This window comes from Aequorivita sp. Q41, assembly GCF_039831855.1.
In the GTDB taxonomy this organism is placed as follows: domain Bacteria; phylum Bacteroidota; class Bacteroidia; order Flavobacteriales; family Flavobacteriaceae; genus Aequorivita.
The window spans coordinates 261,778-287,099 of record NZ_JBDPMS010000002.1 but is presented as its reverse complement, the minus strand read 5'-3'; the positions used below and the strand labels follow the sequence as shown (position 1 = coordinate 287,099).

Genomic DNA, 25,322 nt, shown 5'->3' with positions numbered 1-25,322 from the left:
ATTTTATAGGCTTTTAGACAGATCCTAGGATTTGCTTTAAGTTTGAAACCATATTTTCCCAAAGCATTTTTCCTTCTTCAATTTCATCTTCTTCGGCAAAATCCGTTATCATAAGCGAAACATCTTTGGTAATTTCATCAACCTGAATGCGAAGTTCGAAATAAAACTCTTCGCCTTCATCTTCATCCCATCTAAATTTGATGCGTTCTGGACTTTTTTTGCTCAATAACTTAGCACGTTCTTCGCTTTCTGACCATATAAAGCTATAATATTCTCCGCGAGAGTTTACGTTGTCCGCGTACCATTCCGAAAGCCCTGAAGGCGTGGAAATGTATTGGTATAATAACGAAGGGGAAACCTGAATCGGGAACTCCATTTCATATTTTTTTTTGTCTTCCATAGCGCTTTGTTAGTTAGTGCCCAATATATATATATTAATTTTAACGTCAAATGAAAGATTGAAAATTTTTTAATGAACTTAATTAATAAAAGTTAAATAATTTCAATAAAAAGAGAACCTAATATTTGCAACAGCTAATTTTGTTTCTATCTTTGCAAACTCAAAAATACGGCGAGGTAGCTCAGCTGGTTAGAGCGTCGGATTCATAACCCGGAGGTCGCGAGTTCAAGTCTCGCTCTCGCTACTTGAAAATAAGGCAGTTACATTTATTTGTAGCTGTCTTTTTTATATTAGGTACAACATAGGTGAAACATTAACATGTTTTAACGTTTAAAAACTCAAACGTCACCAATCCAGTACAAAATTAACAAGTTTCTTTCATCTAATTTTTTAACAACTATAACGGCATCCCATAGTCTTTGTTTCTGTTTTCATATTTTTGCAAATTATCTTGCAGGCCAGAATTTAATCTAGCCCTTTCTTTCTTTAGTTTTATTCCTTTCTCAACGATATTAATAGCAACTGTCTTTCAGTTTGTAATTTTAAACCCTCTGCCCTGCTCCCAATCTCTGGCTTCATAACACGTATAGTATATATTACCTTCTTAGCTGGCCAATTATTATCTTTAAAATAATTTATAACAACTAGTTCATTTTTTGGCCTTGCCAGTTTATTTAAGTTTTCAGAATTTCTTGATTTCATATTACTCAACAAATAAATGTCTTTCCTTTGCAAATATTAATTCAAACATTACGCATATATATTGTCAGTAGTCTTCTATCAATAAAATTGTGCTTTTTTTTCCTAAAGTAGAATAAAAACCTGTATTTTGTTTTGTGCAAACTCTTCCAAAGTGAAGAGAAAATGAGTATTCAACCCTTATAAAGCCTTGTGCGATTCTAACTATGTATTTCTTATCGGTTTGTATTAAAAAAAGAAGTAAAAAAATTGGCTTATCTTATAATAAAATAATACTCATTATTAGCCTTTTATTGATTTCTAATATCGTACAAGCTCAAAACAAGAAAATTGATAGTCTTAAAGTTGAGTTGGAAAACCATAATGTAAATGACTCTACAAGGGTAAATATTTTAAATGCCCTTGCTTTTTCTTATTTCAGTAGTGACATACCAAAATCCATTGAATATTTGGATGAAGCAGATGCTACCACCGAAATTATCAGTTTTGAAAAAGGAAAAGCAAGAAGTGTGTATATTAGGGGAATAACCGAGGCCATACAATCTAATTTTGACCAAGCACTTCATAACTATAATGAAGCATTAAAATTGTACAAGAATATCGGTTTCAAACAAGGAATTGCAAACTGTTACAATGCCATTGCCATAACCTATAAGAATAAGAGGCAACTTAGAAAATCAATAACCTATTTTGAAAAATCCATCAGCATAGAAGAGGAAATTAGGGGTAAAAACCTTTCTGCTAGTCTAATTAATTTAGGAGCTACGTATCAGAATTTGGGAGAGTTTGATGCTGCCATTGCACTATTGAATAAAGCACTTTCCATCGCTCAAACCAATAAAAACAAACAAAGGGTAGCATATAGCTTAAATAATTTAGGTACTATTTACACAAGTCAAGGAAACTATCCTCTTGCCCTAGAGCATTATAAAAAATCATTATATATTAACGAAAAACTTAGTGATAGTCTAGGCATGGCCAATAATCTCCAAAATATGGGGCAAATTTACCAGACACAGAAATATTATAATAAGGCAATGAGTTGCTATAAAGGATCTTTGCAAATCCACAAACATGTAAATAAGAAGCAAGGAATTTCCTCATTATTAAATGATCTCGGAACGATACATAAGGAAATTGGAGATTATAAGAAAGCCCTAGACTATTTTGTTGAGGCATTGCAAATGGGTGAAAAAATTGGTGCCAAAAGTGAAATTGCACATATACTGATAAATATTGGTGGGGTTAATTTAGTAATGAACAATCATAACACTGCTATTCAGAACTTTACGGAAGCAGAAAAAATCAGTTCAGAAATAGAAAACAAGGAGACATTGTGTGGTGCCTACATTGGTCTTGCAAGAGCATATACAAATAAAAAAGAATATAGCAATGCTCTAAACAATTTGTATAAAGCAAAGGAAATTTCCGAAAAATCCGTTTTTTTGGATCATCAAAAACATGTCTCGAAAATCCTTTCCAAGATTTATAAAGCTACCGGTAACTACAAAGATGCCCTGGAAAGTCATGAGAGATTCAAATTATTGAGTGACAGCCTTTTTAATAAAAAAAATATTGAAAAAATTGTCCAATTGGAATACGAGTACAAATACAAACAGGCATTGGATTCTGCCAGTATCCGTGAGCTAAAACTCACCAAGACCGTCATGACGACATCTCACGATCTGATAAAGACCAAACAAAATTACCTTTGGGCCGTTATCGGCATTTTGGTTATCTCTATACTGTCAGGTTCTTTGGTCTTCTATCAAAAATACAAGAACGTTAAAGTAAAAAACCTAAATATTATTACCGAACAAAGGTTATTGCGCTCGCAAATGACCCCACATTTTATATTTAACTCGCTTTCAGTCCTACAAGGCATGATTTTGAATAAAGAAGAGAAAAAATCCATCACCTACCTTTCCAAATTTTCAAAACTGTTACGTATCGTTCTGGAAAACTCGAGGGACAAGGTCGTTCCCCTGATTCAGGAACTAGACGCCATCGATAACTATATGACCCTCCAAAATTTGGATGCCGACCCGCCTTATGACTATAGTTTGGGGGTGGATGAAAACATAGACATCAACCTTTTTTTGATACCGCCCATGCTAATCCAACCCTTCATCGAAAATGCCATCGAACATGCGTTTGCAGTAGATCAGGAAGATTGTGAAATAGTGGTGCACCTTAGTTTTACCAATAAAAAATTAAGCTGTACCATAATGGATAATGGCATTGGAATCGATACTGTTTCAAACAAAACGAATTCCAAAAAGAAGTCGTTGGCCACCACCATTACTGGTGAACGACTGCAAATGTTGGCCAAAGATTTTAAAACGGCAGCTGGCATATCCATCGAGGATAGAAAAAGGTATAATGAGCAAGGAACCAAAGTTACTTTAATTATTCCCTATAAAATAATAAAGAATTTATGAAGGCACTTATCGTTGAGGACAAAGCCTATATTAGAAAAGGCTTGATAAATCTATTGGAAATGATTGAAACCAATGTAGAAATCATAGGTGAATGTGCTTCCGTTAAGGAGGCAGTGGTGGTCTCGAATGCCTGTAAACCAGAATTGATATTTCTGGATATCAATCTAACCGACGGTACTGGGTTCGACTTTCTCGACCAAACTGGGCATCTTAGCTTTAAAACCATATTCATTACCGCTTACGAAGAATTTGCTTTGAAGGCACTTAAGGCTGGAGCAGTAGATTACCTTTTAAAACCTGTTGATATTGAGGAATTGGATTTGGCATTAAAAAAGATAAAGACCATAGCTATTCCTGAACAAAAAAAGCAAATAAATAGGGCTAAAAAAGTTTGGTATCAAAATGATGCTACATTGGTTCTTTCGCTCAGTGACAGTTTTCAAGTCATAAACCTACAAGAATTATTGTACTGCGAATCCGATAAAGGCTATACAACGTTCTACTTGGCCAACAATAAAAAATTCGTGGCTTCCAAACCACTAAAGGAATACCAGGAGAAACTTGAAAAAGTGAATTTCACCAGGCCCCACCAGTCTTTCATGGTAAACTTGAAGTTTATAGATAAGTACGATAAATCGGGCATCATCTATTTAAAAGATGGTCGAAAAGTTCCTGTCTCCTCCCGAAAAAAAGAAGCTTTTATACACACTTTTTTGAAGTACAATAGTCAATGATGACCATTGACCCAGTGATTAAAATCACTGAAAATAGCTATCTGGCTAAAAACGCATATTCCCTTATATTGCGCAAATAATAAATCCTGGTTCACGAAAATAGATTGGCTATTTGAAAGGAAATACCATTGCTCCATCTTTACCCTGACCAAACCATTCCTTACTTAAGTTCACTTCGGAAACCAAACTTTTCCATTGGTGCTTATCGTGGAATATTAAACCAAAAAAAAGTAGAACGATTTATGATGACGTTTGCCCAAATACTATTTACAGCATCTGCAATTTTCTGTCTTCTTATATTGGCTCTTTTAGCCCTATCAAAAAAGAAGTTCTTTACTGTAGTATTGTTGGTAATGGTCGGGGCTTTCCTTGCGGCAGCATTTTTTTATGCTTATATCGAGTATTCATCCTATACAAAAAGAAAGGAACGTTACGCACTTCAAGAAAAACGTGTTTATGGATTATCTGATAAAAATTCTTCGGTAAGTAAAGAGCTTAACGCCTTTAAGCACTTTCAAGAATATAGAAATGCATTGCACGGTTACGAAGCCTTCCTGTTAAATTTTGGTTTGAACAATATAGATAATGTTTCCTATCAAAACACGATAAGAGGTGAGATAATGGCCGGTTTGGAAAGCCAGGAATATGGGGAGGCGTATTGGAATACTGTTTTGAACGTTACATTTGATAACGATAAAAACACAAAAGAATTCCACAGGCAAAACTACGAGTTAATGTATGTTGTGCCTAGTGAATATGAATATCATGATTTAGAAGAAAATTATGGCGATTTGGGAGATGCAGAGGACTATGCTTTTTTTGAGCGTATGAGCCAACTATTGTACATAGGGCAAAAGATAAAATCGTATGACCGGTCGGCAGAAAGTATCAACAGTCTATGGAATCACAACAAACCCTACATCTATACCTTCTTCTCAAAAAGGAGATATGACGAGCTCTGCAAACAGCTTGTCAACGACTTAATAGAAGTGTATGACACTATAATAGCAACCCCAAACTATGTCAAGTTTTATGCGGAAAATGATATTTCCGACGATGGTTTTCTGGATTTCCCTTCCCAGAAATATACCCGCTCGTTCCACTATTCATGGCCGTTTAGTTTTTGGGACCGTCGTCTTTCTGAAAGTAACGCTGTCGAAGTATATACCATACTAAAGGAAATTCAGAATCATTACAAAGATTGATATGAAAAAATTGGTAACCATCTTTGCTATTGTCGGTCTTTGCCTTGTAGGATTGGCCTATTATTTTTCCTCCCAATCGCTAAGGTTGATTGAAAGGAAACAGCAAGGCGATTTTTTCAATGAAACGATTGAAAAACAAATGATAGCCGATAGGTCTGCCAGGGAAGAATTGCTTTATGGCAACACATTCAGCCATCAATCTATAGACTTCAGCAAACCAGATCATGCAACAATTAACCTGTGCATGCAGCACTATCAGGCCAAAGGTGAACTTGATGCTATATGCTTAAACAACCTATTGAATGTTGTTGTCGATGATTTTGGTGAACTGGCATTTTTAAAGGCTACGATCGGTTCTTGTATAGACTATGACCATCTTGTTCTTGACCGTAGGTTTTTACCCAACCTCTTTAAAAAGAACACCTCATTGGCTAATAGACTTACCCTCGGTTTTTTGAACCGATTCCGTAACCCGGAACACTTACGAGATGCGTTTGATAAGTACAGTGGCGACTTTTTTAAGAACACTCCCAAAAGTCTATACCAAAAGGTTTTTGAAAACCAAGTGAACGAATTGTTGTCCACCTACGAAGAAATAAAAAAACAGAAAAATAAAGAGACTTTTTTTGAAAACCTCTATTTTAAAGCCGACTCCCAAAATTTACATAGTAAATATTGGAAATATACCTTTTGGAAGAGAAGGGAAATAGAAAAGAACGACAGGATTATTTTCACAATCCTAAACGAAATAAAACAACATTATAATTAGTAAGCCGATACCTGTAACAACAAACAAACCCATGGAAATAATCCTCGTCATCTTTCTGCTCCTCTTATTAGCTAGCCTGGTGCTCCTGGGTGTTGTATTTGTTAAGTGGGTTTTAAGAAAGAAAATCAGGGTAAAGGTAACTTTAACAGTACTGGCAGTTGTTATCTTTGGAATAGGCATCAATCACTTCTTTTTTAAAAATATGCGGTTCATCCAATCTAAGGTATATCCCAATTTGTATTTGGTAAAATACCCTGATAAGGATTATTCCAAAGTTCAAAAAGCCATACAAGAAAAAATAAAGGAACACTTGGAAACCAACCATACCACGGGAAAACCACTTTCGTATTCAGGAGAAAAAGCCATTTATATTTATGAATACGGAGGCAAGACCTTTGGCTTTTTGGGAGTTGCAGGTACCGGCTATTTTATTAACCACGAAGAAGATTTAGGGGGCTTTGTTACCGAAGAATTGGGCATGTATCAGAATTATCGATTGGCAGAATTTTATTATGAGCCCTGCGCAAATGATTCAAGCCTATACTGTGGCGAAATCAATTATTTCAAGGAAGGGGAATTCTTAAAAGCCGATAACCTATACAATATTATTTCAATCGATATTTATCCTAAATCAAAAAGTGTAAAATGAAATTTCAATTTGTCATTCTAGCACTCATATTACTGTCTTGTGGTCGAGAGAACAAGCGTGTTGAAAAAGAGCAAAAAGCTAAAGATTCAATATCCTCCCATATGGAATCGGTAGAAAACATAAACGAGAACGAATGGGAAGCTCCGGCCCAGATTCAAGAAAAAAAACCATTGGAAATCAACATCCTAAACCTGTATAAATCCATGAAAGATAAAGACGAAGAAGAATTTCTACGGCAGTTTCCTAAGGATTTTAAACAATTTCAAAACTATTTTGGCTGGGATACACCAAATGACGCCCCCCATGAGCTTTACGAACACAGTGAACATTATATAGAATACTTGTTTTATTTGTTGAGTACCAATAAATACCCTGGTTATGAAAAAAACATCATCAGTATTTGTGAGAATGGCCATTGGGAAGCAGATGCGGTCAATTACTTTCAAAACCATGTACTAAACCACATCAAGGAAAACGAAAAGTACTTTTTAATAAATGAGTTAGGTGATGAAAAAGCAAAATCTGTGCTATTCTTTCTCTTTGACGGGCCACATCCAAAATTTGATGCTGATTTTGCATCCCATTTAAATGCTTCAAAAAAGCAGATTTTTGAAGACTTATTTGAAGCAGGTTTTATTGACAATAATGAAAGTCCTGCCCCGTATCAAGATGAAAAATCCAATAGCACCTACATTTTTTCGGATTACGTAGAAAACGAGCATTTTTTTATAAGAGATATTGATATAAACAACGATGGTGCACTCGATAAAATAGTAAGTGCCGGTCCTTATCAAGGTGGCGAACTATTGCTCTTTACAAATGATGGAGAAAAATTTCATTTCAGCTTAAAAACAACCAATTTTTCTGAAGATGGTGGCAATCAAATAGTTGATGTGCTTGCAGAAGCGAACGGCTTTTTCATTAAAACCGTATTTCCTGACCGTGGATTTAACGAGGCCTACCATCACATAGCTTTTAATGACAATAGTTGGATATTGACAAATTCAGTCTACAAAACCCAAAGCAGCAATCAAGAAGATGCTTTTATCTATGTATGCGATGTGACGCAAGGACTAAATATGGCCGACGCCCAATTATTTGAGAAACTTAAAGGGATACCCGAAGAAGATGAAAGAGATACTGTTTGCACAAAAGAAATGTTATAGATGCGAATTTTAAAACATATATTGACCTATCTGTTTTGGATACTGTTGTCATTGTGCATAGGTATAGGCTATATGCGTTTGCTTTTAGGCTCTAATACGGTTAGCGAAGAAGGACTGGGATATTTGTTGCATCTTTTTTTTGATATAGGAATGATTCAGGTAGGACTATGGGTTGGGAGTGTCATAGCAAGTTGCTTCGTGTTGTTGGATGTTTTTTACCTACGAAAGAAACTGAAAAACAACTCCAAAAAGACCATTATCCGTTTGGTGGTTTTGCTAATGATTAGCGTACTCGTTGCCATAGTGCATTATTTACTCGAAAAAGTCATTGACGTAATATAAAATCACAAATGAAACAGATAATATTTATACTGCTCCTTTCGCTTGTTTCCTGTAATCAAAGTGTTAAAGAGAAAAACATACGTGAAACAAAAGTTCAGAAAACAGAAACAATTCAGGAGCAAGTTGACACGCTAGTAACCAATAAAAAGCCCTCAATATTAAGCAGTGCATTACGGCCTAACAAACCGGTGGTGTTTGATGAAATATATACCGACACCCTAGAGTTTAGCGATTATTACGACGATGCAGATGTCTACTTACTCATCGGCAAAAAAAATGGTATTGATGTTTCATTGGTATATACTTGGGATTGGATGAATAATCAAGAATACAATTTTAGACAAGGAGATATTATTGCGGTACAATGGAAAATGGATAGTCTAGTTAAGGCCGGTGATGAAGAAGAGATTGAGATTTTAGAATGGGCCGTTGATGCCAGAAAAATAACATCTAACAACCATGCGGTACAATTTTTAAGCCGCAAAATAGCCTATGATGAAGCAGTGGGTGCCGAGGTAAACACTATGGTAATCAACCAATCCTTTTTGCAAAATATCATACCCCAAGAAAAAGCAGCCTTGGGTCTTGTAGCCTTTGATATTGGTAACGAATGCGAATGGGGCTACGACTCGGAAGGAAACAGTCGTGTACTATGGTGCCAAATTGTATCGGCCTTAGATTTGGGCCACCAATGTTCCGACAAGCAGCTCAGCTTTTTGCGAAAGTGGTTTGCCAAAGATACGGTCGCTATGGAAAAATTGAGAAGTTGTCCCACTATGCCCAATACTGCCACTATTCAGACCACTTTTGATGAAATTTTGATACAGAAAAATGAAACCAATAAAACGATTACGGTGAGTTATAAGGTTACGGGTATAAATATGCGAGAGTCAAAATCATGGCAATGGTCACAGACCGATGTTTTTGAATATGGCCAGGACTTTATTATTTTGGTCAATTCCCAAAAATCGGATTTAACCGAAGATGAAATCAATATGAATCCAGATGCCGTTGAAAATATTGACCCTCAAAACTTTATTTTGGCTCTCAAAGACCACATACTGAACGAATGGCAGAAACAGGATAATTTTGATTCCATTAAAATCACGTTTACCAATAATGTTTTAAACATAAAAGACAATGAGGGATTTACTTTAAGTAATTATGATTTTAATGAGGTGGTCATTAACGGAACCAATGAACCCCAAACCATATACCTAACGCTTACCAACGAAGGAGGTGGTGCCGGTGGTAATGTAATCTTAGAAGAAACCTATATTTTAACAGTTATAGATGCTGAAAACTTTAAGATAGGGACCTTAAAATCCTCATTAATCGACTAAACATTAAAGCTTTTTATATTAGTAAATGCGATTAAAATTAATAACGGTATTTCTTGGAATCACGCCCCAGCTATTTGGGATAAAGGCTGGCGTTTTATATGCCCAGATAGATTCTTATGAAAAAACAATATACGACCGTGAATTGACCATTGCGAGCTATATAAGCCATAACCAGTAAACTATGAAAACCAACTATTACATAATCCTAATAGTATTAATGATCTCATGTGGTGAAAAATCCAAAACGGAAAAAGAGCCGGAGGTCGACATCCAAGGCGCCGTTGAAATCATTGAAACGGCTTTAGACACTTTACCTAAAAGTGTGCATTTAGATTTTACCAAAGTAATTGCCAATATCCAAACTAAAAAATTGCCACAGTTCGAAGACACAAATTTTGACAGTTTTAACGATGAAGGCGATTATGATGAAGTAGATGTCAACGCTTTGAAATTGGACCAAATCTATCCTGATTTTAATTCGGAAGGCCACAATTACAGAGCAATCTCCATCTATACAATACCAGTGAATACGAATTTTCACACCATTGTCACAACCGTTAAACACGGAGACAATGAAATGGAGTCGGTTCTAGTCAATTACAATGCCGAAGGAAACGTTCTTGCACATCAGGTCGTAGCCTATGATGAAATAGCCGAAGGCATGTCCAGAACAGTCTCCCGCATTAGCGAAAACAAAGTAATGGTAAACAGAATCTTTTGGAGCAATATCAGAGAGGTGGAGGAAATTGAATATGAGATTAGGGGTGATGGTACCATAAAAAAAATAGATACCAAAAGATTGAACGATTCCTTTAAGGATTTTGCGCTGATCAATGGCGTTTTAAAAGATCTGAAATTGGATTGGGTGCAAACAAAGACCAATTTGATCACTACTCTGGAACACCCTCACAATCCCAACGAAAAGATTGTGGTCATCCCAGAAGTCGTAAATGAAGGTGAACAATATTTTGACCTCAACAGCTACATTGTTATTGCAGACAAACGTTCTGGAAAAATAATGAACAAGCACTTTGAAAGCTACCAATCGAACCAATGGGTCTCAGACGCAATTGAATTGCGAAAAATAATCATAGACACGGCCCTGTATCGCATTAACGAGAAAATAGACGCTTTTGGAATACGCGTGAATTACCACGGAATGTCACGGGTCAATCCCTATTTAAATAAAACACTATCATTATTCATAAAATCTGGTGATTCCTTAAAAAAAGTATTGCACAACTATAGTGTGATGAACTATGGAGGAGAATGGGATGGTGATTGTGACGGTGAATTTGTTCAGAAGAGAAAAACTTTGGTGCCCGGTACAAAAAAATCTGATGGGTATTTTAACTTTATGGTCAATAATAAAATAGTGGAAACCAAAGATTATAAAGATAATGCCGGAGAATGCCGAACAGAAAAATCCTTTCACTTTAAAAACACTATTTTAGAATTCAATGGCAAGAAATATGTTGAAACCAATGTTGAAAGCTTTTCATATCCAGAATACCATCCCCAGAAAACGGAAAGCCTCCAAATAGACAACTTTGATATAGCACATTCATTTGAATTGAACGGGTATAAAATTGTAAGTGGTAATTACATTCCAGAGGAGGGAAAACGTTTTGCATCGGATACAGAAACCGAAACAAATTGGGGAGATAGGCTTTTAATGCTTGATGCGTCTAACGAAATAGTGTTTAAATCACAGGGCGTGGGCGATGCATACCTTTTTGAACCCCATTTCTATAAAAGCGACATATCAAACAAGGTCATCATTATTTGCCAAAAGGCATACGAATATCCATTTGGGGGCGAGATTTTTGTTCTTGAAAACGGAAGTTTAAAACATATCGGACCCCTGGATATTGAAGGAAGTGATGAAGAAACATATTTGACGGAAATTGTAGAAATAAATGAGGTTGAGGACACCCTTGTTTTCGCCCTCAAATCTGAAGAAGTGATTATAAATCCTGGTTCAGAAGACACACTTAAGACCAACAAAAATGTCATATACGTGTATCTAAACAATGAATTAGTATTGAAAATGAATTAGAAATGAGTTTTAGGAACGTAGCATTGTTAATAGCTGTCTTTTTGGTTCAGGTGTTTCACGCCCAAAGTGGACATATCTTGCCGGAGCTAGCCGCCAAGGGAAGGACCCTGCACGAGATTATCCCAACCGATTGGAAAATTTTGTTAAAAGCTTCAGGAGACTTGAACGGGGATGGTGTTGAAGATTTGGTCGTTGCCATTGAAGGTTCCAAAAGAAAAGGTCTTACTAAAATTCAGCTGTCGGAAAGAGATACATTGGAATTTAAACCTAGAATATTGGGTATCTATTTTGGTAAGCACAATGGAAAATTCAAGAAGAAGTTGCAATCCAACACATTTATCGTAAATCATGATTCACCCACAATGGACGAGCCTTTTAAAGGGCTTCAAATTCTTCCAAATGGAGATTTGCAAATTGATTTTTATATATGGCGGAGTCGGGAATGTACAACATGGTCTTCCCACGAATATATTTTCAGGTTTCAAAATAGAGCTTTTGAATTGGTCGAATACAAGGAAAGTGTAACCCAAAGGATATCGGCTAATGAAATCTATTACAATATTGATTTTCAAAATAAAACACTGAAAATCATAACCGAAACTCGCAATGAAGACGATGAACCTGAATATGAGGAAACCTTAAAAAAATTTGAGTTAGATCACTTAAAAACAATCCAGTCTTTAGGCAAACCCTTTGAGTGGAAATTTCAACAGTTACGCATATAACCATTTTAAAAAAGTACTATGAAAATCATTATCATCATTTTAATTCCAGTGTTTATCGGACTTACTACCTTCGAGTATGAACTTTCTGATATTGAAGACCAGATATCCGCTGCTCGACGTGCTTACAATGCAGCGGTAACAAGCTACAATAATACCATACAAATGTTTCCCGCAAGTATTGTTGCAGCTATTCGAAAAGATAAACCTAGTTAGTTCACTTTTGGAAATCCCAAAATCGGAACATAAAGAAATCAACGTTAATCAACTTTTAAACCCATAAATTATGCAAATGTTAGAAAACATACCTTGGTACGGTTATGTTATACTATTCGTAGCCAGTGCTTCTTATGCAATTCGTTATTTTAAAATTGGAAAAAAAGAATACGATGCCCCAGACAAAACGAAGGCAAAATTTAGAAAGTCGCCAAACAGTGAACTCAATGAAGAACAATTATTTGGCTTAGCCTTGTATACACCCATTTCCGAATGGTGGAAAGCGAACACCAACACCCTGTCATTTCTCAATGCCAAAGATGTTAGGCCCTATCTGGAAGGTTGGGGCATTGACACTGTAGAAGGATATTGGAATTTGACCGAGTATTTTATGAAAGATGGTCGCCGATGGTACTTTGATTTTATCCAAAGAATGATTGAAAACGAACCTCAAGAAAAATGGGGTGAACTAATGGATCAAAAATTCGGCAGTAATGAGCGGGCCCATCGTTATTTGAAAACCTTAAGTTCTGGGGAAGCCTTGAACACCTTAAAGCAAAAGGGCATCATCATTTTTGATTCCGAATTACAGCTTGGTGTGGCAGGTTATGATGCGACAGTATTGGTCGGGCAGGCACGTAAAGCCTATACCGGCAATCTTATTTCTGAGGAAGAAGCCTGGAAGGTCATCAATTTTGCCAAAGCATTGGCCTTGCAACATTTTTCCTCTTGGGAAGATTTTGGAAAAAGCTTTGCCCTTGGTTTTACCATAGATATGAGTGCCGATTCCAGTACGTACAAAGAAGAAGTATACCACCTTTACAAACAGGTTTTGGAAAACCCAGACAGTCCGTGGAACACCATAAAATGGCAAACTTCCTTGATATCAAATAATATTATGTAAAATAAAATTATATGCAACTTATTGATTATAAAGCTTTTTAAAGTGTTTTGAAGGGTGTTTTTAAATTTTCATAACCCGGAGGTCGCGAGTTCAAGTCTCGCTCTCGCTACAAAAAAACCCTTCATTTCTGAAGGGTTTTTTATTTGCTTTACTTTTAAGGTGATAAACTTAACTTACAATAGGTTTTTATTAAGCAATTTTACCCTTAATCAATTAGAAAACAATAATTTATGTGTAATTAAGACTTTCATTATAAACTATTATATCTTTAATACTGCTTCCAATTCTAAGAAAGTAAGTTCGCTTTGCTCCCCACTTTTCATATTTTTAAGTGTATATTTTTCTGCGGCTATCTCCTTTTCGCCAGTAAGAATTGCAAAAGGAATATTCCGTTTATCGGCGTAGCCCATTTGCTTGCCCATTTTTGTAGCATCGGGATATAGTTCTGCATTAACGCCCACTTTTCTAAGTTTTGCTATTGCTTTCATTGCATAAAGCGCTTCTTTTGCTCCAAAATTGATAAAAAGAGCCTTACTATTTTCTAAAATGGTTTCTGGGAAAAGGTTTAATTCTTCCAAAACAAGATAAATTCGGTCAAGCCCAAATGAAATACCAACCCCACTCATATCTTTTAATCCAAAGATTCCGGTAAGATCATCATATCTTCCACCGCCGCCAATACTTCCCATACTGACTTCAGCAGGCGCTGAAACTTCAAAAATGGCTCCTGTATAATAATTTAATCCTCTGGCCAAAGTAACATCTATTTGCAATGAAGCTACTTGCAAACCAAGAGTTTCTATGGTATCAGTGATAAATTCCATCTCCGTAACACCTTGAATTCCAGTTTCTGAATTGCTTAATAGTTCTTTTAAGCTTTTTAACTGATCTGAAGCTGAACCCGTTAATGAAAATAAAGGGTGTAGTTTTTGAAGCGCATCTTCTGAAATACCTTTTTCACGCATTTCTTTTTTTACACCCTCCTCTCCTATTTTATCGAGTTTATCTAAGGCTACCGTAAAATCTATCAACGCATCTTCAGCGCCAATTGTTTCGGCAATTCCGCTTAAAATTTTTCTATTGTTTATTTTTATAGTCGTTCCTTTTAAGCCAAGTTTAGCAAACACAGCATCGTACAATTGCACAAACTCCACTTCTTGCCAAAGAGATTTAGAACCCACTACATCTGCATCGCATTGAAAAAATTCACGAAAACGTCCTTTTTGTGGCCTATCAGCACGCCAAACTGGTTGAATTTGGTAGCGTTTAAAAGGAAATGTAATTTCGTTTTGGTGTTGCACAACGTAGCGCGCAAACGGAACGGTTAAATCATAACGAAGTGCTTTTTCAGAGATTTTTGAAGTTATTTTAGCGCTGTCTTTTTCAGAATACAAATTATCTGCAACCTTCGCTAAATAATCCCCACTATTTAAGATTTTAAATATCAATCGGTCTCCTTCATCCCCGTATTTTCCCATGAGAGTGTCGCTATTTTCAAATGAAGGTGTTTCAATAGGCTGAAACCCATACAATGAAAATGCTTCCTTTATTGTATTGAAAATATAATTGCGCTTTGAAACTTCTTCCGGATTAAAATCGCGCGTACCTTTTGGAATGGATGGTTTTTTTGACAAAACGTATGTGTTTATGAAATTTGTATTTCTGAATTGGCAAATATCTTAAATATAAATGAAGTTTACCACAATAAGATTGTTCGAATAATTATTTGCTTTATAGTATTTCTGTAACTTTATCACGCTTTTAGAGTCTAACGAGAAACACAAACTAAAACTATGTTTTCACTTTTTTGGGAAAATGTCCGCATTGCACTGGATTCCATTAAAAGCCAGTTGTTAAGAACCATTCTTACCATTGTTATTATAGGTATTGGTATTTGGGCACTCGTAGGTATTTTAAGTGCTGTAAAAGCATTGGAAATAACTATTTCTGGAAGTTTCGCCTCTATGGGGGCAAATACTTTCAACATACAGCAATACGAATTTAATGTTCAATCTAACAATAGAGGTGAAAAGGAAAAAATAAACCCGATAATCAGCTATAATAATGTTCGTGAATTTTTGGCCAAATATGAATTTCCAGCTACAAAAACATCACTTTCATTTAGAGGAACTTCAACTGCGGAAGTAAAATACGGTTCCGAAAAAACCGATCCTGAAGTACAGGTTTATGGTGTTAATGAAAATTATTTAGAAAACACAGGAACAGAAATAGATAGCGGTAGAAATTTCACCGTTTTTGATGTCGAAAACAATAATAAAGTCTGTTTGATTGGTTCTGATTTTGTTAAAAATCTCTTTGCGAATGAAGACCCTATAAATAAAACTATTTCCATTCGGGGAATAAAATTTAAAATAGTTGGTTTACTGGAATCAAAAGGCTCCACATTTGGTAACAACCAAGACTTAAAGGTGTTAATTCCAGTACAAGTTGCGCGCGGCATTTATACAGAACCAAATATAAACTACAATATTAGTGTTAAAGTTGATGACAAACAGCTTATGGAAGCTGCGCAGGATGAAGCTATTATTACTTTTAGAAACATTCGTGGCTTAAATCCTGTGGAAAAAAACAATTTTGGAATAGAACGCAGTGACGATTTAATAAACCGTATTGCTTCCATCACAAGCTATTTGGAATGGGCCGCATGGATTATAAGTATCATCACTATTCTTGGCTCTTCCATTGCTTTAATGAATATAATGCTTGTTTCTGTAAGTGAACGTACACGTGAGATTGGAGTGCGAAAAGCTTTAGGCGCAAAACGTTCCACTATTTCCACCCAATTTTTTATGGAAACTATTGTTATAGGACAATTAGGAAGCATTCTCGGAATTATTCTCGGAATATTAACCGGGTTTGCTTTTGCTCAAATTTTTAGTTTTGATTTTGAATTACCATGGGCAGCTATAACGTGGGCCACCATTATTACCTTTTTAGTCGCGGTAATTGCTGGTTCGTATCCAGCTTCAAAAGCAGCTGGCTTAGACCCAATAGAAAGTTTGCGTTACGAATAAAAAAATTACAAAGTACATCCTCCAAATTCCAACTAAATAACAAAGACCAAATTTTATAGAATGCTATAGCGCTTTATAAAACTATATGCTGAAGTAAATCTTTTTTTAAAACGTTTAATTTTTGAATTCTGAATATTAAAAATCTTTATTCACTCAATAAATCGCTAAAATAAGTATATAATTCCCCTTTTGTAATAACAGCACCTTGTTGGATTAAAGCAAAAATATCTTTATTACGGTCTTCTTTAATTGCTTTTGTTGATGTATAAAGACTCACTCTATCATCTTGAATGTTTTGTTGCAGCCATTTATATCCATATTTAGTTGTAATATCGATATTTGTATCTTCAATTTTAATGGCTACAAGCTCAATAAATGCATCTGAAATATGAAAAAGCATCAATTGACTGGGAGAAATATGCTCTAAGTATTTAACTTTATTTAAAACCCCTTCCCAGATTAAATCGCTAAAAACATCGAGCTCCTGCTCTGCTGCTTCAGGTTGTTCTGCTTTAAGTTTTTTCCATTCTTCACCGGTGATAGATTGTGTAGCAAGAAAATTAATAAATTCTTGGTGTAATTCTTCAAATTGTTCTTTTGTTAATCTAGCGTACTTCATTGTGGTATAAAATAATAAAACCTTCCCCGAAAACGAGGAAGGCTTATTAACAATTAATCGTGTTTTTTATTTAGCTTCTGCAACTACTTCAAAAGTAAAGTTGCTAACCACATCTCTGTGGAAACGGATTGTAGCATCATATTGCCCAGTACGCTTAATTGCGCCACCAGCAACACTGATATACTTTTTCTCGATAGAAACACCAGCTTTATCAAGTGCTTCAGCAAGATCGCCGTTAGTTACTGAACCAAACAATCTATCACCCTCACCAGTTTTGGCAGTGATTTTAATTTCAAGTCCATTTAATTTTTCTGATTCGGCTGTAGCTGCATCAATTATTTTTTTCTCTTTGAAAGCACGTTGCTTTAAAGTTTCAGCCAATACTTTTTTAGCTGAAGGCGTAGCTAGTACTGCATGCCCATGAGGAATCAAAAAGTTTCTTCCGTAACCGTTTTTAACGTTTACAAGATCATCTGTAAATCCCAGATTTTCTACGTCTTTTTTTAATATAAGTTCCATAATTTTCTCTGGTTTTTATTTTAATAAATCCGCTACATACGGCATAAGTGCTAAGTGTCTTGCTCTTTTAACAGCTACAGCCACTTTACGTTGGTACTTTAATGAAGTTCCAGTAAGCCTTCTTGGAAGAATTTTACCTTGTTCATTTACAAACTTCAATAAGAAATCTGCATCTTTATAATCAACATACTTAATACCTGATCTTTTGAAACGACAGTATTTTTTTGTTTTGTTGGTCTCTATATTAAGAGGAGTAAGATATCTGATCTCTCCGTCTTTTTTTCCTTTTGCTTGTTGTTGTAATGTTGCCATAACTTATGCTGATTTTTTATCGCGGTTTCTTCTTTTTTCTGCCCAAGCAATTGCGTGTTTGTCAAGGCTTACTGTAAGGTAACGCATAAAACGTTCGTCCCTTTTAAATTCAGTTTCAAGTTCGTTTACTACTTCACCATCAACAGTAAATTCAAACAGGTGATAAAACCCACTTTTTTTGTTTTGAATTGGGTAAGCAAGTTTTTTCAAGCCCCAATTTTCTTTGGATATCATCTTAGCACCTTTAGAAACAAGAAGATCTTCGTATTTCTTTACTGTCTCCTTTATCTGATCTTCAGATAAAACGGGATTTAAGATGAAAACAGTTTCGTAATGATTCATAAAAAATCTATTAAAATTAATAATTAAATCTCTGGCCTTCTGCCAAAGAGGGTGCAAAAATAATACTTTATTTGGTATTATCAAACCAAAAAGCAACTATACTTAAAACTTTCTGTCTCAATGCCAAAGTGTGTTCAATTTTTGTTTATAGCCAAAAAATAGTTGTATTTCATCGATTATTTAACTAATATTGCTATAAGTAAAACCTGCTTATCTGTGGAAAAAACAATCCTAAAATGCGCCATTGTAGATGATTCTACCTTGCAACGGCTTTCTATTGTAAGGCTAATTCAGATGCACCCTTCTCTGGAACTTGTTGGAGAATACAAAAATGCGGTTGAAGCAAAAACAGGAATGGCTTCTAATGAAATTGACCTTATTTTTCTAGATATAGAAATGCCAATACTTTCGGGGTTTGATCTTTTAGATGATATACAAAAAAAACCACAGGTAATTTTTGTTACAGGAAAGATTAAATATGCTTTTAAGGCTTTTGACTATGATGCTGTAGATTATTTAAGAAAACCGATTGCAAAAGACCGTTTTCTAAATGCCGTTCATAAAGCAATCACCAACTACAAGCTTAAAAATGAAGAAGGATTTGATGAAGAGGATTTTATATTTGTAAAGAGTAATTTAAAAAAACGAAAAGTTTTTCTTAATGAACTTCGCTATATTGAAGCCCTAGGAGATTATGTAAAACTTATTACGGAATATGATTCCTTGGTTGTTCTTTCAACAATGAAAGCATTTCAGGCTTTATTACCTAGTGATCGTTTTATGCGTATTCACAAATCGTATATTGTTAATTTAGATAAAGTGCAACGCTATAATAGCAAGGAGATAGAGTTAGAAAAAGACAAACTTCCGCTTAGTAGAAATAGAAAAGCTGAACTTATTGAAGCATTAGCTGCGACGCAAAACCCTTCTCAATAATTATCTACATCTATATTAACACGAACACTTGAAAATTCTTTAATTGAATTAAAGCTTCGTTCCACGGTTTCTATATATTTCTTTGTCTTTTCTAACGATTGATGCTTCGGTATTTTAACCAACAGATTCATTATGTATTTATTTTTAATCCTTCCTACTGGCGGGGGCTCAGGACCTAATATATTTTCTTTAAACTGTAATTCGAGCGCATGCCCATACCAAACTGAAGCTTTTTGAACTCGCGCTAAATTTTTGTCTTTAAACACAATTTTTATTGTCCTAAAAAATGGAGGGTATTTATAACTATAACGCTCATCCAGCTGTTCTTTATACATTGCACCATAATCATTAACGCTTACCTGCCTTAATATTTGATGGTATGGATTATAGGTTTGTATTAAAACCTTTCCTTGTTTATGGGTACGCCCTGCCCTACCGGAAACCTGTTGTAATAGTTGAAAACTCCTTTCATGAGCACGAAAATCAGGAAAGTTTAATAGGGAATCGGCGTTCATCACCCCTACAAGGCTTATATTTCTAAAATCGAGACCTTTGGCTAACATTTGTGTACCCACCAATATATCTATCTCTTCATTTTCAAGTGCTTCAATTAATTTTGAATAAGAATGCTTTCCTTTGGTTGTATCTTGATCCATCCGTGCCACTCTATGGTTTGGAAAAAGCGATTTCAACTCTGTTTCTATCTGTTCTGTTCCAAAACCTTTGGTGTCTAAAGTTTCACTACCACAAGCAATACAGCTATGCATCATAGCCATATGATAGCCGCAGTAATGACAACGCAATTGGTTTTTATACTGATGGAAAGTTAAGCTTACATCACAGTTCGGGCATTGGGGTGAAGTTCCACAAGTTGTACACTCTACCACTGGGGAAAAACCTCTTCTGTTTTGAAACAAAATCACTTGTTCTCCATTACTTAATACTTCACGCATTTCTTCTAACAAACGATCACTAAAATGGCCCGTCATTTCTTTTTTACGTGTTTTCTCTTTAATGTCTACAAGCTCAATTGTTGGCATCAGCACATTTCCGAAACGTTTTTTTAAAGTAACCAATCCATACTTTCCTGTTTTTGCATTATGGTAACTTTCTAAGGAAGGTGTGGCAGACCCCATTACTAATTTTGATTTATGGATGTTGGCCAACACTATGGCGCTATCACGTGCATTGTAGCGCGGTGCAGGACTGTATTGCTTAAAAGAAGGTTCATGCTCTTCGTCCACCACAATAAGCCCTACGTTTTTAAAAGGAAGAAACAAGGAGGAGCGTGCCCCTATAATAAGTTGTGCCTTTGGTTTTTCAGCAAGTACATTATTCCACACTTCAACACGTTCATTAATAGAAAACTTAGAGTGATACACCGAAATTTTTTCTCCAAAGTATTTTTGCAGTCTGCTTATAAGTTGCGTTGTCAAAGCAATTTCGGGAAGCATATACAATACTTGTTTGCCCGAGGCAATTACTTCTTCAATAAGACGAACATAAATTTCGGTTTTTCCACTGGAAGTGACACCGTGTAATAACACAACATCATTACTTTCAAAGGAAGTTTTTATTTCATTGAAAGCCTCTGTCTGTGCCTCGCTTAAAGTTTTAATTTCTGTAGCTGCTTCCCCTGCAAAACCTATGCGATCTTGCTGAATAAAATACGCTTCCAAAATACCCTTAGTAATAAGTGATTTTAGGGTAGCTGCAGAAGCTTCACTTTTCTTTTGAAGCGCACTGGCACTTATTGGTTTTTTAGTTTGCGAATTTAACATAAAGAGGTGCATAAGCACTTCGCGTTGTTTTTTTGCGCGACTGAGGGAGTCTAATAATTCCCGGAGTTTTTCTTCGGAAGTATATTCTGGGGCGAGTTTTATATAGCGTTTAAGCTTTGGCACGTATTGCTCATAGATTTTCTCTTCAACTTCAATGATGTTTTTTTCTAATAACTTTTGAATTATAGAAACTATATTCTTTTTATCTAATATAGAGCGTGCATCATTAATATGTAGCGATGATTGGTGTTGTAACGCTTCATATAACAAAAACTCTTCATCGGATAAAGCTGCTTCATCTTGAAAATTTTCTGCTGCGAGCTTAATGATTGTTTCACTTTCTAACAAGAAAGCGCTGGGCAGTGCTGCTTTTATTACTTCGCCTAAAGAACACATATAATAGGCCGCAAGCCACTCCCAATGTTTTAATTGAAAGCTTGTTATTATAGGGGTTTCATCAAGAATGTAATCAATAGATTTTGTTTCATAGCCCACTGGTGCTTGGTCGTGAACTTGGTATACAATTCCGGTATAAATCTTTGATTTCCCAAAAGGGATTGCAACGCGCATTCCTGCTTTTAAAAAAGCAGCCTCATCCTTATTCACACTATAGGTAAAGGCTTGCTTTAAAGGAATGGGAAGTATGACGTCTATAAAATACAAAAGAAGTATATTAAAATATTGGGTATAAGGATTATGAAAATACTATAAAAAAGGCCACCACGAATGGCAGCCTAAAGGTATCATTTTTAAAAAATTTATTTAATGCGTTCCCAAGTTTGTGTTCTTCCCAAAAGTGAGAAACCAATATAACCACGCACATTTAGTTTATTAGCACCATCTAACTCGATATAGCATTTATACACTTTACCATTATTAGGATCTGTAATAGTACCATCGTTATATTCGTCACCATCTTTTTCTAGGTTTTTAATAATTACAAGACCTAAGATAGGTTGATTTTTATCATTTCCAGAGCAAGCAACACATGTTAGATCGCGCTTTGAAGGATCAAAAATTTCAACAACCTTACCAAAAACTTTCCCGTTTTGTTTGTAGATTTCAACAACAGATTTTTCTTCCCCTGTTTCATCGTCTATAGTTCTCCATTTTCCGGTTACGTCTTGAGCAACTGCGGTCATTACAGTTAAAGCAATCAGGGAGATACTTAAAAATAATTTTTTCATAATTTATTATATTAATTTTTCTTGTTAATCTTTTCTTTTAGGCGTCTTATTGAGACATTAAGTTCAAAGCCAAGCAATAAAAGGTTTGCGTTTATCCAAATATATAACATCAAAATCAAAAGAGCACCAATGGAACCGTATAACTCGTTATAATTTGAAAAATTATTTATATAAACCCCAAAAAAGTATGTTGTTAGCACAAAAAGTACCGTCGTTGTTATTGCCCCTATCGAAAAGAAATGCGATGCTTTTCCCTCCTTTGTTCCGTAGTAATACAGGGTGGCAATTACCACATATATCATTATGATAAAGACAACAAACTGAAAGAACGAAATCCAGAAAAGGTCATTTTGTATATACGCTCTAGATTGAAGGTCCCGTATAATGTATTCACCATAAAGGATTACCCCAACAGATGTTAACAACAACAATGCCAATAAAATAGAAATAACTAATGCCACAAAATATTGCCTAAAAAAACTTCGGTTCATGGTAACATGAAAAGAGTATTCAAACGCGCCAAAAATAGCGTTTACACCATTGGCTGATAAAAATATGGATAGAAAAAATACAAAAGAGATTAGCCCTGCTCTTGGGTTTACAGCAATATCAGCAATGATTGGGTAAAAAAACTGAGTTGTTTGTGCTGGTAATAAAGCTTCTATAAATATAAGGAACCTTGTTTGGAAGCCATCTATGGGAATGTATGGTATTAGGTTTAATAGAAACAATAAAAACGGGAACAGCGCAAGAAAAAAACTATACGCAATAGAGCTAGCACGAGGTGAGAACGAACCTTTTAATATTCCAGTGCCATAAATGTCGAGTAAATGATATAAGGACAGTTCCCCCATACCAGGGAGTTTAATTTTCTTAGTAACCCGTATCAAATCCCTAATAACAGGAATATTTATTTCGTTTTCTTGCGTTTCTTTCATTAAACAGCTTTTAGACTTAAATCCATATTGTAAACAGAATGCGTTAAAGCACCGCTAGAAATGTAATCTACGCCACATTCGGCATAAGCGCGTATGGTATCTAAAGTAATCCCGCCACTGGACTCTGTAAGACATTTACCATTTATAAGCTTTACCGCCGTTTTAGTATCCTCATAATTAAAGTTATCGATAAGAATTCTATATACACCTTCGCTTTTAAGAACTTCTTCTATTTCGGTTAGATTTCTGGCTTCTACTATAATCTTAAGGTCTAAGTGATGACTTTTTAAATATTCTTTAGTCTTTTCAATAGCTTTTGTTATGCCGCCACAAAAATCGATGTGGTTGTCTTTTAGCATTACCATATCATAAAGTGCAAAGCGATGATTCTCACCCCCTCCTATTTTTACAGCCCATTTTTCTAATGCGCGTATGCCGGGAGTGGTTTTACGTGTGTCTAGAATCTTTGCATTTGTACCTTCTAAAAGCCTTACAAACTCATTTGTTTTAGTTGCAATAGCGCTCATACGTTGCATCGCGTTTAACACAAGCCTTTCAGACTTTAATATAGATTGCGAAAGACCCGAAACGTAAAAACACACATCGCCGTATGTTACAGGGCTACCGTCATTTATTTGCACATCTACTTTTAAGCCTGGATCTACGTATTCAAACACTTGTTTGGCAAATTCTATTCCAGCAATAATACCTTCGTCTTTTACCAATAGCTTTGCAGTGCCCGTTGCTTCTTCAGGAATACATGCCAGCGAACTATGATCGCCATCCCCTATATCCTCTCGGATTGCATTTGCAATAATTATGTCTATTTCTTTATTGAATTGTTTTTCTGAAATCATAGCAATGAAATTTTAGCTAAAATAATAAAAAGACTTGTCAGTCTCGAATAATAGATGGTAATCCTGACGGTTATGTAAAAACTTTAAAATCTCTTACTTTTGAAGTATGAAAATTACGCTACTCGCCATAGGCAAAACAGATAACAAGCAATTGCAATCCCTTATGGATGATTACACCAAACGCTTAGGCTTTTATATTTCTTTTGATATGGAAGTGATTCCAGATATAAAAAATGCAAAAAATCTATCTGAAGCACTTCAGAAGCAAGCAGAAGGCGAAGAAATTTTAAAACGGACTACTACTGCCGATGTTTTAATACTTCTCGATGAAAAAGGAAAAACATATACTTCTGAAGGCTTTGCGCAATTTCTTCAGAAAAAAATGAATAGCGGTCTCAAGAACCTCATCTTTGTTATAGGTGGGCCCTACGGGTTCAGTGAAGCCGTATACACTCGTGCTAATGGAAAAGTCTCACTCTCTTCAATGACCTTTTCCCACCAAATGGTTCGGCTTTTCTTTATAGAACAACTTTATAGAGGCTTTACAATTCTTCGCAATGAGCCATATCATCATAGGTGATATTTGATGAATGATGATTGATGAATGATTATTAATGTATAATTGGTGGTTATTGATGTGTGATTAGTGATGTGTGATTCATGAACAATAATCGAGTATCGGGGCTAAAAACCTAAATAGATTTTTTTTATACTGCTGCCAAATACTGCAACGGACTCCTTTTTCAACTCCATTGACAATCTATATAATCTGTTAGCAGGTGGAATAATAAGCCAACTGCGATAATTCTTGTCTTTTTAAAAAACAATAGCATTACATAAACCACCATTGCCCAATAGGTGTGCAATGGATGAAAATTGATGCTACATCTATTTGCGTCAAAAATAGGAGTGGCAAGAAGATGATCTACATCTACTAGCATAGTAGCGAGCATAATTAGCCAGGCTTTTTTCCATTCTTTTCTAAAAAACACAAAAGCGATACCACCTGGAACTAACAGATGTAAGGTATAATGTATTAGTGTTTGCAGCATTCAAGCAGTTTTAAAGCAAATATACGGCAGAAGCTGTCTTTTTCTACATTAACTAGAGTTTAACTCACGGTTTAACTTCAATAAAAATTAAACGT

28 protein-coding genes and 1 tRNA gene are annotated in these 25,322 nt (G+C 35.3%); 17 read left to right on the top strand and 12 right to left on the bottom strand.

The genetic code is table 11. From position 1 onward, the window contains the following. Positions 1 to 13: 13 nt before the first annotated feature. The gene (locus ABJ955_RS10745) at positions 14 to 400 is read right to left on the bottom strand and encodes an START-like domain-containing protein (RefSeq protein WP_347374624.1); all 387 of its coding nucleotides are present in this window, start codon (positions 398 to 400) and stop codon (positions 14 to 16) included. Between the two features lie 170 nt (positions 401 to 570). Between ABJ955_RS10745 and ABJ955_RS10740 the strand changes: the two genes are divergently transcribed. Next, a tRNA-Met gene (locus tag ABJ955_RS10740) sits at positions 571 to 644 on the top strand. Positions 645 to 892: 248 nt separating this feature from the next. Here the strand turns inward: ABJ955_RS10740 and ABJ955_RS10735 are convergent. Further along, complete coding sequence (locus ABJ955_RS10735; protein ID WP_347374623.1) at positions 893 to 1,102, bottom strand: hypothetical protein; 210 nt, start codon at positions 1,100 to 1,102, stop codon at positions 893 to 895. A 290-nt stretch (positions 1,103 to 1,392) separates the two neighbouring features. On the opposite strand from ABJ955_RS10735, the gene ABJ955_RS10730 reads away from it, so the two are divergent. The 13 genes from ABJ955_RS10730 to ABJ955_RS10670 all read left to right on the top strand — a co-directional run bounded on the left by ABJ955_RS10730 (position 1,393) and on the right by ABJ955_RS10670 (position 13,649). Further along, positions 1,393 to 3,540, top strand: coding sequence for a tetratricopeptide repeat protein (locus tag ABJ955_RS10730; protein WP_347374622.1), 2,148 nt, complete (start codon positions 1,393 to 1,395; stop codon positions 3,538 to 3,540). Next, positions 3,537 to 4,274: a LytTR family DNA-binding domain-containing protein gene (locus ABJ955_RS10725; protein WP_347374621.1), complete on the top strand. Its 738-nt coding sequence runs from the start codon at positions 3,537 to 3,539 to the stop codon at positions 4,272 to 4,274. Before ABJ955_RS10730 ends, ABJ955_RS10725 begins: the two co-directional genes overlap by 4 nt. Positions 4,275 to 4,402: 128 nt before the next feature. Further along, entirely contained in the window at positions 4,403 to 5,479 is a 1,077-nt protein-coding gene (locus ABJ955_RS10720) for a hypothetical protein (protein WP_347374620.1), read from the top strand. Position 5,480: 1 nt separating this feature from the next. Next, positions 5,481 to 6,248, top strand: a complete 768-nt coding sequence (locus tag ABJ955_RS10715) for a hypothetical protein (protein ID WP_347374619.1) — start codon at positions 5,481 to 5,483, stop codon at positions 6,246 to 6,248. Between the two features lie 202 nt (positions 6,249 to 6,450). Then, positions 6,451 to 6,897: a hypothetical protein gene (locus ABJ955_RS10710; protein WP_347374618.1), complete on the top strand. Its 447-nt coding sequence runs from the start codon at positions 6,451 to 6,453 to the stop codon at positions 6,895 to 6,897. Further along, complete coding sequence (locus tag ABJ955_RS10705) at positions 6,894 to 8,063, top strand: hypothetical protein (protein ID WP_347374617.1); 1,170 nt, start codon at positions 6,894 to 6,896, stop codon at positions 8,061 to 8,063. The genes ABJ955_RS10710 and ABJ955_RS10705 overlap by 4 nt, the downstream gene beginning before the upstream one ends. Next, a complete protein-coding gene (locus ABJ955_RS10700) occupies positions 8,064 to 8,405 on the top strand; it encodes a hypothetical protein (protein ID WP_347374616.1) in 342 nt (113 codons plus the stop codon). An 8-nt stretch (positions 8,406 to 8,413) separates the two neighbouring features. Continuing rightward, positions 8,414 to 9,748: a hypothetical protein gene (locus tag ABJ955_RS10695; protein WP_347374615.1), complete on the top strand. Its 1,335-nt coding sequence runs from the start codon at positions 8,414 to 8,416 to the stop codon at positions 9,746 to 9,748. 25 nt (positions 9,749 to 9,773) lie between these two features. Then, positions 9,774 to 9,926, top strand: coding sequence for a hypothetical protein (locus ABJ955_RS10690; RefSeq protein ID WP_347374614.1), 153 nt, complete (start codon positions 9,774 to 9,776; stop codon positions 9,924 to 9,926). Between the two features lie 3 nt (positions 9,927 to 9,929). Beyond that, complete coding sequence (locus tag ABJ955_RS10685; protein WP_347374613.1) at positions 9,930 to 11,807, top strand: hypothetical protein; 1,878 nt, start codon at positions 9,930 to 9,932, stop codon at positions 11,805 to 11,807. 2 nt (positions 11,808 to 11,809) lie between these two features. After that, complete coding sequence (locus tag ABJ955_RS10680; protein WP_347374612.1) at positions 11,810 to 12,532, top strand: hypothetical protein; 723 nt, start codon at positions 11,810 to 11,812, stop codon at positions 12,530 to 12,532. Between the two features lie 18 nt (positions 12,533 to 12,550). Next, the gene (locus ABJ955_RS10675) at positions 12,551 to 12,745 is read left to right on the top strand and encodes a LemA family protein (protein WP_347374611.1); all 195 of its coding nucleotides are present in this window, start codon (positions 12,551 to 12,553) and stop codon (positions 12,743 to 12,745) included. Between the two features lie 70 nt (positions 12,746 to 12,815). Further along, on the top strand, positions 12,816 to 13,649 hold the full coding sequence (locus ABJ955_RS10670) for a DUF1266 domain-containing protein (protein ID WP_347374610.1): 834 nt from the start codon (positions 12,816 to 12,818) through the stop codon (positions 13,647 to 13,649). A gap of 260 nt (positions 13,650 to 13,909) precedes the next feature. On the opposite strand, the gene hisS is transcribed toward ABJ955_RS10670, so the two are convergent. Next, a complete protein-coding gene (gene hisS / locus ABJ955_RS10665) occupies positions 13,910 to 15,283 on the bottom strand; it encodes a histidine--tRNA ligase (protein ID WP_347374609.1) in 1,374 nt (457 codons plus the stop codon). Positions 15,284 to 15,442: 159 nt separating this feature from the next. On the opposite strand from hisS, the gene ABJ955_RS10660 reads away from it, so the two are divergent. Continuing rightward, complete coding sequence (locus ABJ955_RS10660; protein WP_347374608.1) at positions 15,443 to 16,684, top strand: ABC transporter permease; 1,242 nt, start codon at positions 15,443 to 15,445, stop codon at positions 16,682 to 16,684. A 145-nt stretch (positions 16,685 to 16,829) separates the two neighbouring features. On the opposite strand, the gene ABJ955_RS10655 is transcribed toward ABJ955_RS10660, so the two are convergent. The 4 genes from ABJ955_RS10655 to rpsF all read right to left on the bottom strand — a co-directional run bounded on the left by ABJ955_RS10655 (position 16,830) and on the right by rpsF (position 18,476). Beyond that, positions 16,830 to 17,303, bottom strand: coding sequence for a DUF6495 family protein (locus ABJ955_RS10655; protein WP_347374607.1), 474 nt, complete (start codon positions 17,301 to 17,303; stop codon positions 16,830 to 16,832). Positions 17,304 to 17,369: 66 nt separating this feature from the next. Beyond that, complete coding sequence (rplI, locus tag ABJ955_RS10650) at positions 17,370 to 17,822, bottom strand: 50S ribosomal protein L9 (RefSeq protein ID WP_347374606.1); 453 nt, start codon at positions 17,820 to 17,822, stop codon at positions 17,370 to 17,372. 15 nt (positions 17,823 to 17,837) lie between these two features. Continuing rightward, the gene (rpsR, locus tag ABJ955_RS10645; protein ID WP_111881944.1) at positions 17,838 to 18,134 is read right to left on the bottom strand and encodes a 30S ribosomal protein S18; all 297 of its coding nucleotides are present in this window, start codon (positions 18,132 to 18,134) and stop codon (positions 17,838 to 17,840) included. A gap of 3 nt (positions 18,135 to 18,137) precedes the next feature. Next, the gene (gene rpsF, locus ABJ955_RS10640) at positions 18,138 to 18,476 is read right to left on the bottom strand and encodes a 30S ribosomal protein S6 (RefSeq protein WP_347374605.1); all 339 of its coding nucleotides are present in this window, start codon (positions 18,474 to 18,476) and stop codon (positions 18,138 to 18,140) included. Positions 18,477 to 18,692: 216 nt separating this feature from the next. Between rpsF and ABJ955_RS10635 the strand changes: the two genes are divergently transcribed. Beyond that, positions 18,693 to 19,412 carry a LytTR family DNA-binding domain-containing protein gene (locus tag ABJ955_RS10635; protein ID WP_347374604.1) on the top strand — a complete coding sequence of 240 codons (720 nt, stop codon included), beginning with the start codon at positions 18,693 to 18,695 and terminating at the stop codon, positions 19,410 to 19,412. On the opposite strand, the gene priA is transcribed toward ABJ955_RS10635, so the two are convergent. The 4 genes from priA to nadC form a co-directional block, all read right to left on the bottom strand. After that, positions 19,406 to 21,856, bottom strand: a complete 2,451-nt coding sequence (gene priA / locus ABJ955_RS10630; protein ID WP_347374603.1) for a primosomal protein N' — start codon at positions 21,854 to 21,856, stop codon at positions 19,406 to 19,408. The genes ABJ955_RS10635 and priA overlap by 7 nt on opposite strands. Before the next feature lie 95 nt (positions 21,857 to 21,951). Then, the gene (locus ABJ955_RS10625) at positions 21,952 to 22,380 is read right to left on the bottom strand and encodes a DUF2147 domain-containing protein (protein ID WP_347374602.1); all 429 of its coding nucleotides are present in this window, start codon (positions 22,378 to 22,380) and stop codon (positions 21,952 to 21,954) included. A gap of 11 nt (positions 22,381 to 22,391) precedes the next feature. Continuing rightward, positions 22,392 to 23,318, bottom strand: coding sequence for a YihY/virulence factor BrkB family protein (locus tag ABJ955_RS10620; RefSeq protein ID WP_347374601.1), 927 nt, complete (start codon positions 23,316 to 23,318; stop codon positions 22,392 to 22,394). After that, positions 23,318 to 24,175 carry a carboxylating nicotinate-nucleotide diphosphorylase gene (gene nadC, locus ABJ955_RS10615; RefSeq protein WP_347374600.1) on the bottom strand — a complete coding sequence of 286 codons (858 nt, stop codon included), beginning with the start codon at positions 24,173 to 24,175 and terminating at the stop codon, positions 23,318 to 23,320. The genes ABJ955_RS10620 and nadC overlap by 1 nt, the downstream gene beginning before the upstream one ends. 106 nt (positions 24,176 to 24,281) lie before the next feature. On the opposite strand from nadC, the gene rlmH reads away from it, so the two are divergent. Continuing rightward, a complete protein-coding gene (gene rlmH / locus ABJ955_RS10610; RefSeq protein WP_347374599.1) occupies positions 24,282 to 24,755 on the top strand; it encodes a 23S rRNA (pseudouridine(1915)-N(3))-methyltransferase RlmH in 474 nt (157 codons plus the stop codon). A gap of 163 nt (positions 24,756 to 24,918) precedes the next feature. Here rlmH and ABJ955_RS10605 read toward each other — a convergent pair whose 3' ends face one another. Beyond that, positions 24,919 to 25,227 carry a DUF6122 family protein gene (locus ABJ955_RS10605; RefSeq protein ID WP_347374598.1) on the bottom strand — a complete coding sequence of 103 codons (309 nt, stop codon included), beginning with the start codon at positions 25,225 to 25,227 and terminating at the stop codon, positions 24,919 to 24,921. Positions 25,228 to 25,322 lie beyond the last annotated feature (95 nt).

What these genes read in the sequence shown, in the direction of transcription:
- ABJ955_RS10745 (WP_347374624.1), bottom strand. Translation starts at nt 400, where the DNA reads ATGGAAGACAAAAAAAAATATGAAATGGAGTTCCCGATTCAGGTTTCC.
- ABJ955_RS10735 (WP_347374623.1), bottom strand. Translation starts at nt 1,102, where the DNA reads ATGAAATCAAGAAATTCTGAAAACTTAAATAAACTGGCAAGGCCAAAA.
- ABJ955_RS10725 (WP_347374621.1), top strand. Translation starts at nt 3,537, where the DNA reads ATGAAGGCACTTATCGTTGAGGACAAAGCCTATATTAGAAAAGGCTTG.
- ABJ955_RS10715 (WP_347374619.1), top strand. Translation starts at nt 5,481, where the DNA reads ATGAAAAAATTGGTAACCATCTTTGCTATTGTCGGTCTTTGCCTTGTA.
- ABJ955_RS10710 (WP_347374618.1), top strand. Translation starts at nt 6,451, where the DNA reads ATGCGGTTCATCCAATCTAAGGTATATCCCAATTTGTATTTGGTAAAA.
- ABJ955_RS10705 (WP_347374617.1), top strand. Translation starts at nt 6,894, where the DNA reads ATGAAATTTCAATTTGTCATTCTAGCACTCATATTACTGTCTTGTGGT.
- ABJ955_RS10700 (WP_347374616.1), top strand. Translation starts at nt 8,064, where the DNA reads ATGCGAATTTTAAAACATATATTGACCTATCTGTTTTGGATACTGTTG.
- ABJ955_RS10695 (WP_347374615.1), top strand. Translation starts at nt 8,414, where the DNA reads ATGAAACAGATAATATTTATACTGCTCCTTTCGCTTGTTTCCTGTAAT.
- ABJ955_RS10690 (WP_347374614.1), top strand. Translation starts at nt 9,774, where the DNA reads ATGCGATTAAAATTAATAACGGTATTTCTTGGAATCACGCCCCAGCTA.
- ABJ955_RS10685 (WP_347374613.1), top strand. Translation starts at nt 9,930, where the DNA reads ATGAAAACCAACTATTACATAATCCTAATAGTATTAATGATCTCATGT.
- ABJ955_RS10680 (WP_347374612.1), top strand. Translation starts at nt 11,810, where the DNA reads ATGAGTTTTAGGAACGTAGCATTGTTAATAGCTGTCTTTTTGGTTCAG.
- ABJ955_RS10675 (WP_347374611.1), top strand. Translation starts at nt 12,551, where the DNA reads ATGAAAATCATTATCATCATTTTAATTCCAGTGTTTATCGGACTTACT.
- ABJ955_RS10670 (WP_347374610.1), top strand. Translation starts at nt 12,816, where the DNA reads ATGCAAATGTTAGAAAACATACCTTGGTACGGTTATGTTATACTATTC.
- ABJ955_RS10660 (WP_347374608.1), top strand. Translation starts at nt 15,443, where the DNA reads ATGTTTTCACTTTTTTGGGAAAATGTCCGCATTGCACTGGATTCCATT.
- ABJ955_RS10655 (WP_347374607.1), bottom strand. Translation starts at nt 17,303, where the DNA reads ATGAAGTACGCTAGATTAACAAAAGAACAATTTGAAGAATTACACCAA.
- rplI (WP_347374606.1), bottom strand. Translation starts at nt 17,822, where the DNA reads ATGGAACTTATATTAAAAAAAGACGTAGAAAATCTGGGATTTACAGAT.
- rpsR (WP_111881944.1), bottom strand. Translation starts at nt 18,134, where the DNA reads ATGGCAACATTACAACAACAAGCAAAAGGAAAAAAAGACGGAGAGATC.
- rpsF (WP_347374605.1), bottom strand. Translation starts at nt 18,476, where the DNA reads ATGAATCATTACGAAACTGTTTTCATCTTAAATCCCGTTTTATCTGAA.
- ABJ955_RS10625 (WP_347374602.1), bottom strand. Translation starts at nt 22,380, where the DNA reads ATGAAAAAATTATTTTTAAGTATCTCCCTGATTGCTTTAACTGTAATG.
- ABJ955_RS10620 (WP_347374601.1), bottom strand. Translation starts at nt 23,318, where the DNA reads ATGAAAGAAACGCAAGAAAACGAAATAAATATTCCTGTTATTAGGGAT.
- nadC (WP_347374600.1), bottom strand. Translation starts at nt 24,175, where the DNA reads ATGATTTCAGAAAAACAATTCAATAAAGAAATAGACATAATTATTGCA.
- rlmH (WP_347374599.1), top strand. Translation starts at nt 24,282, where the DNA reads ATGAAAATTACGCTACTCGCCATAGGCAAAACAGATAACAAGCAATTG.
- ABJ955_RS10605 (WP_347374598.1), bottom strand. Translation starts at nt 25,227, where the DNA reads ATGCTGCAAACACTAATACATTATACCTTACATCTGTTAGTTCCAGGT.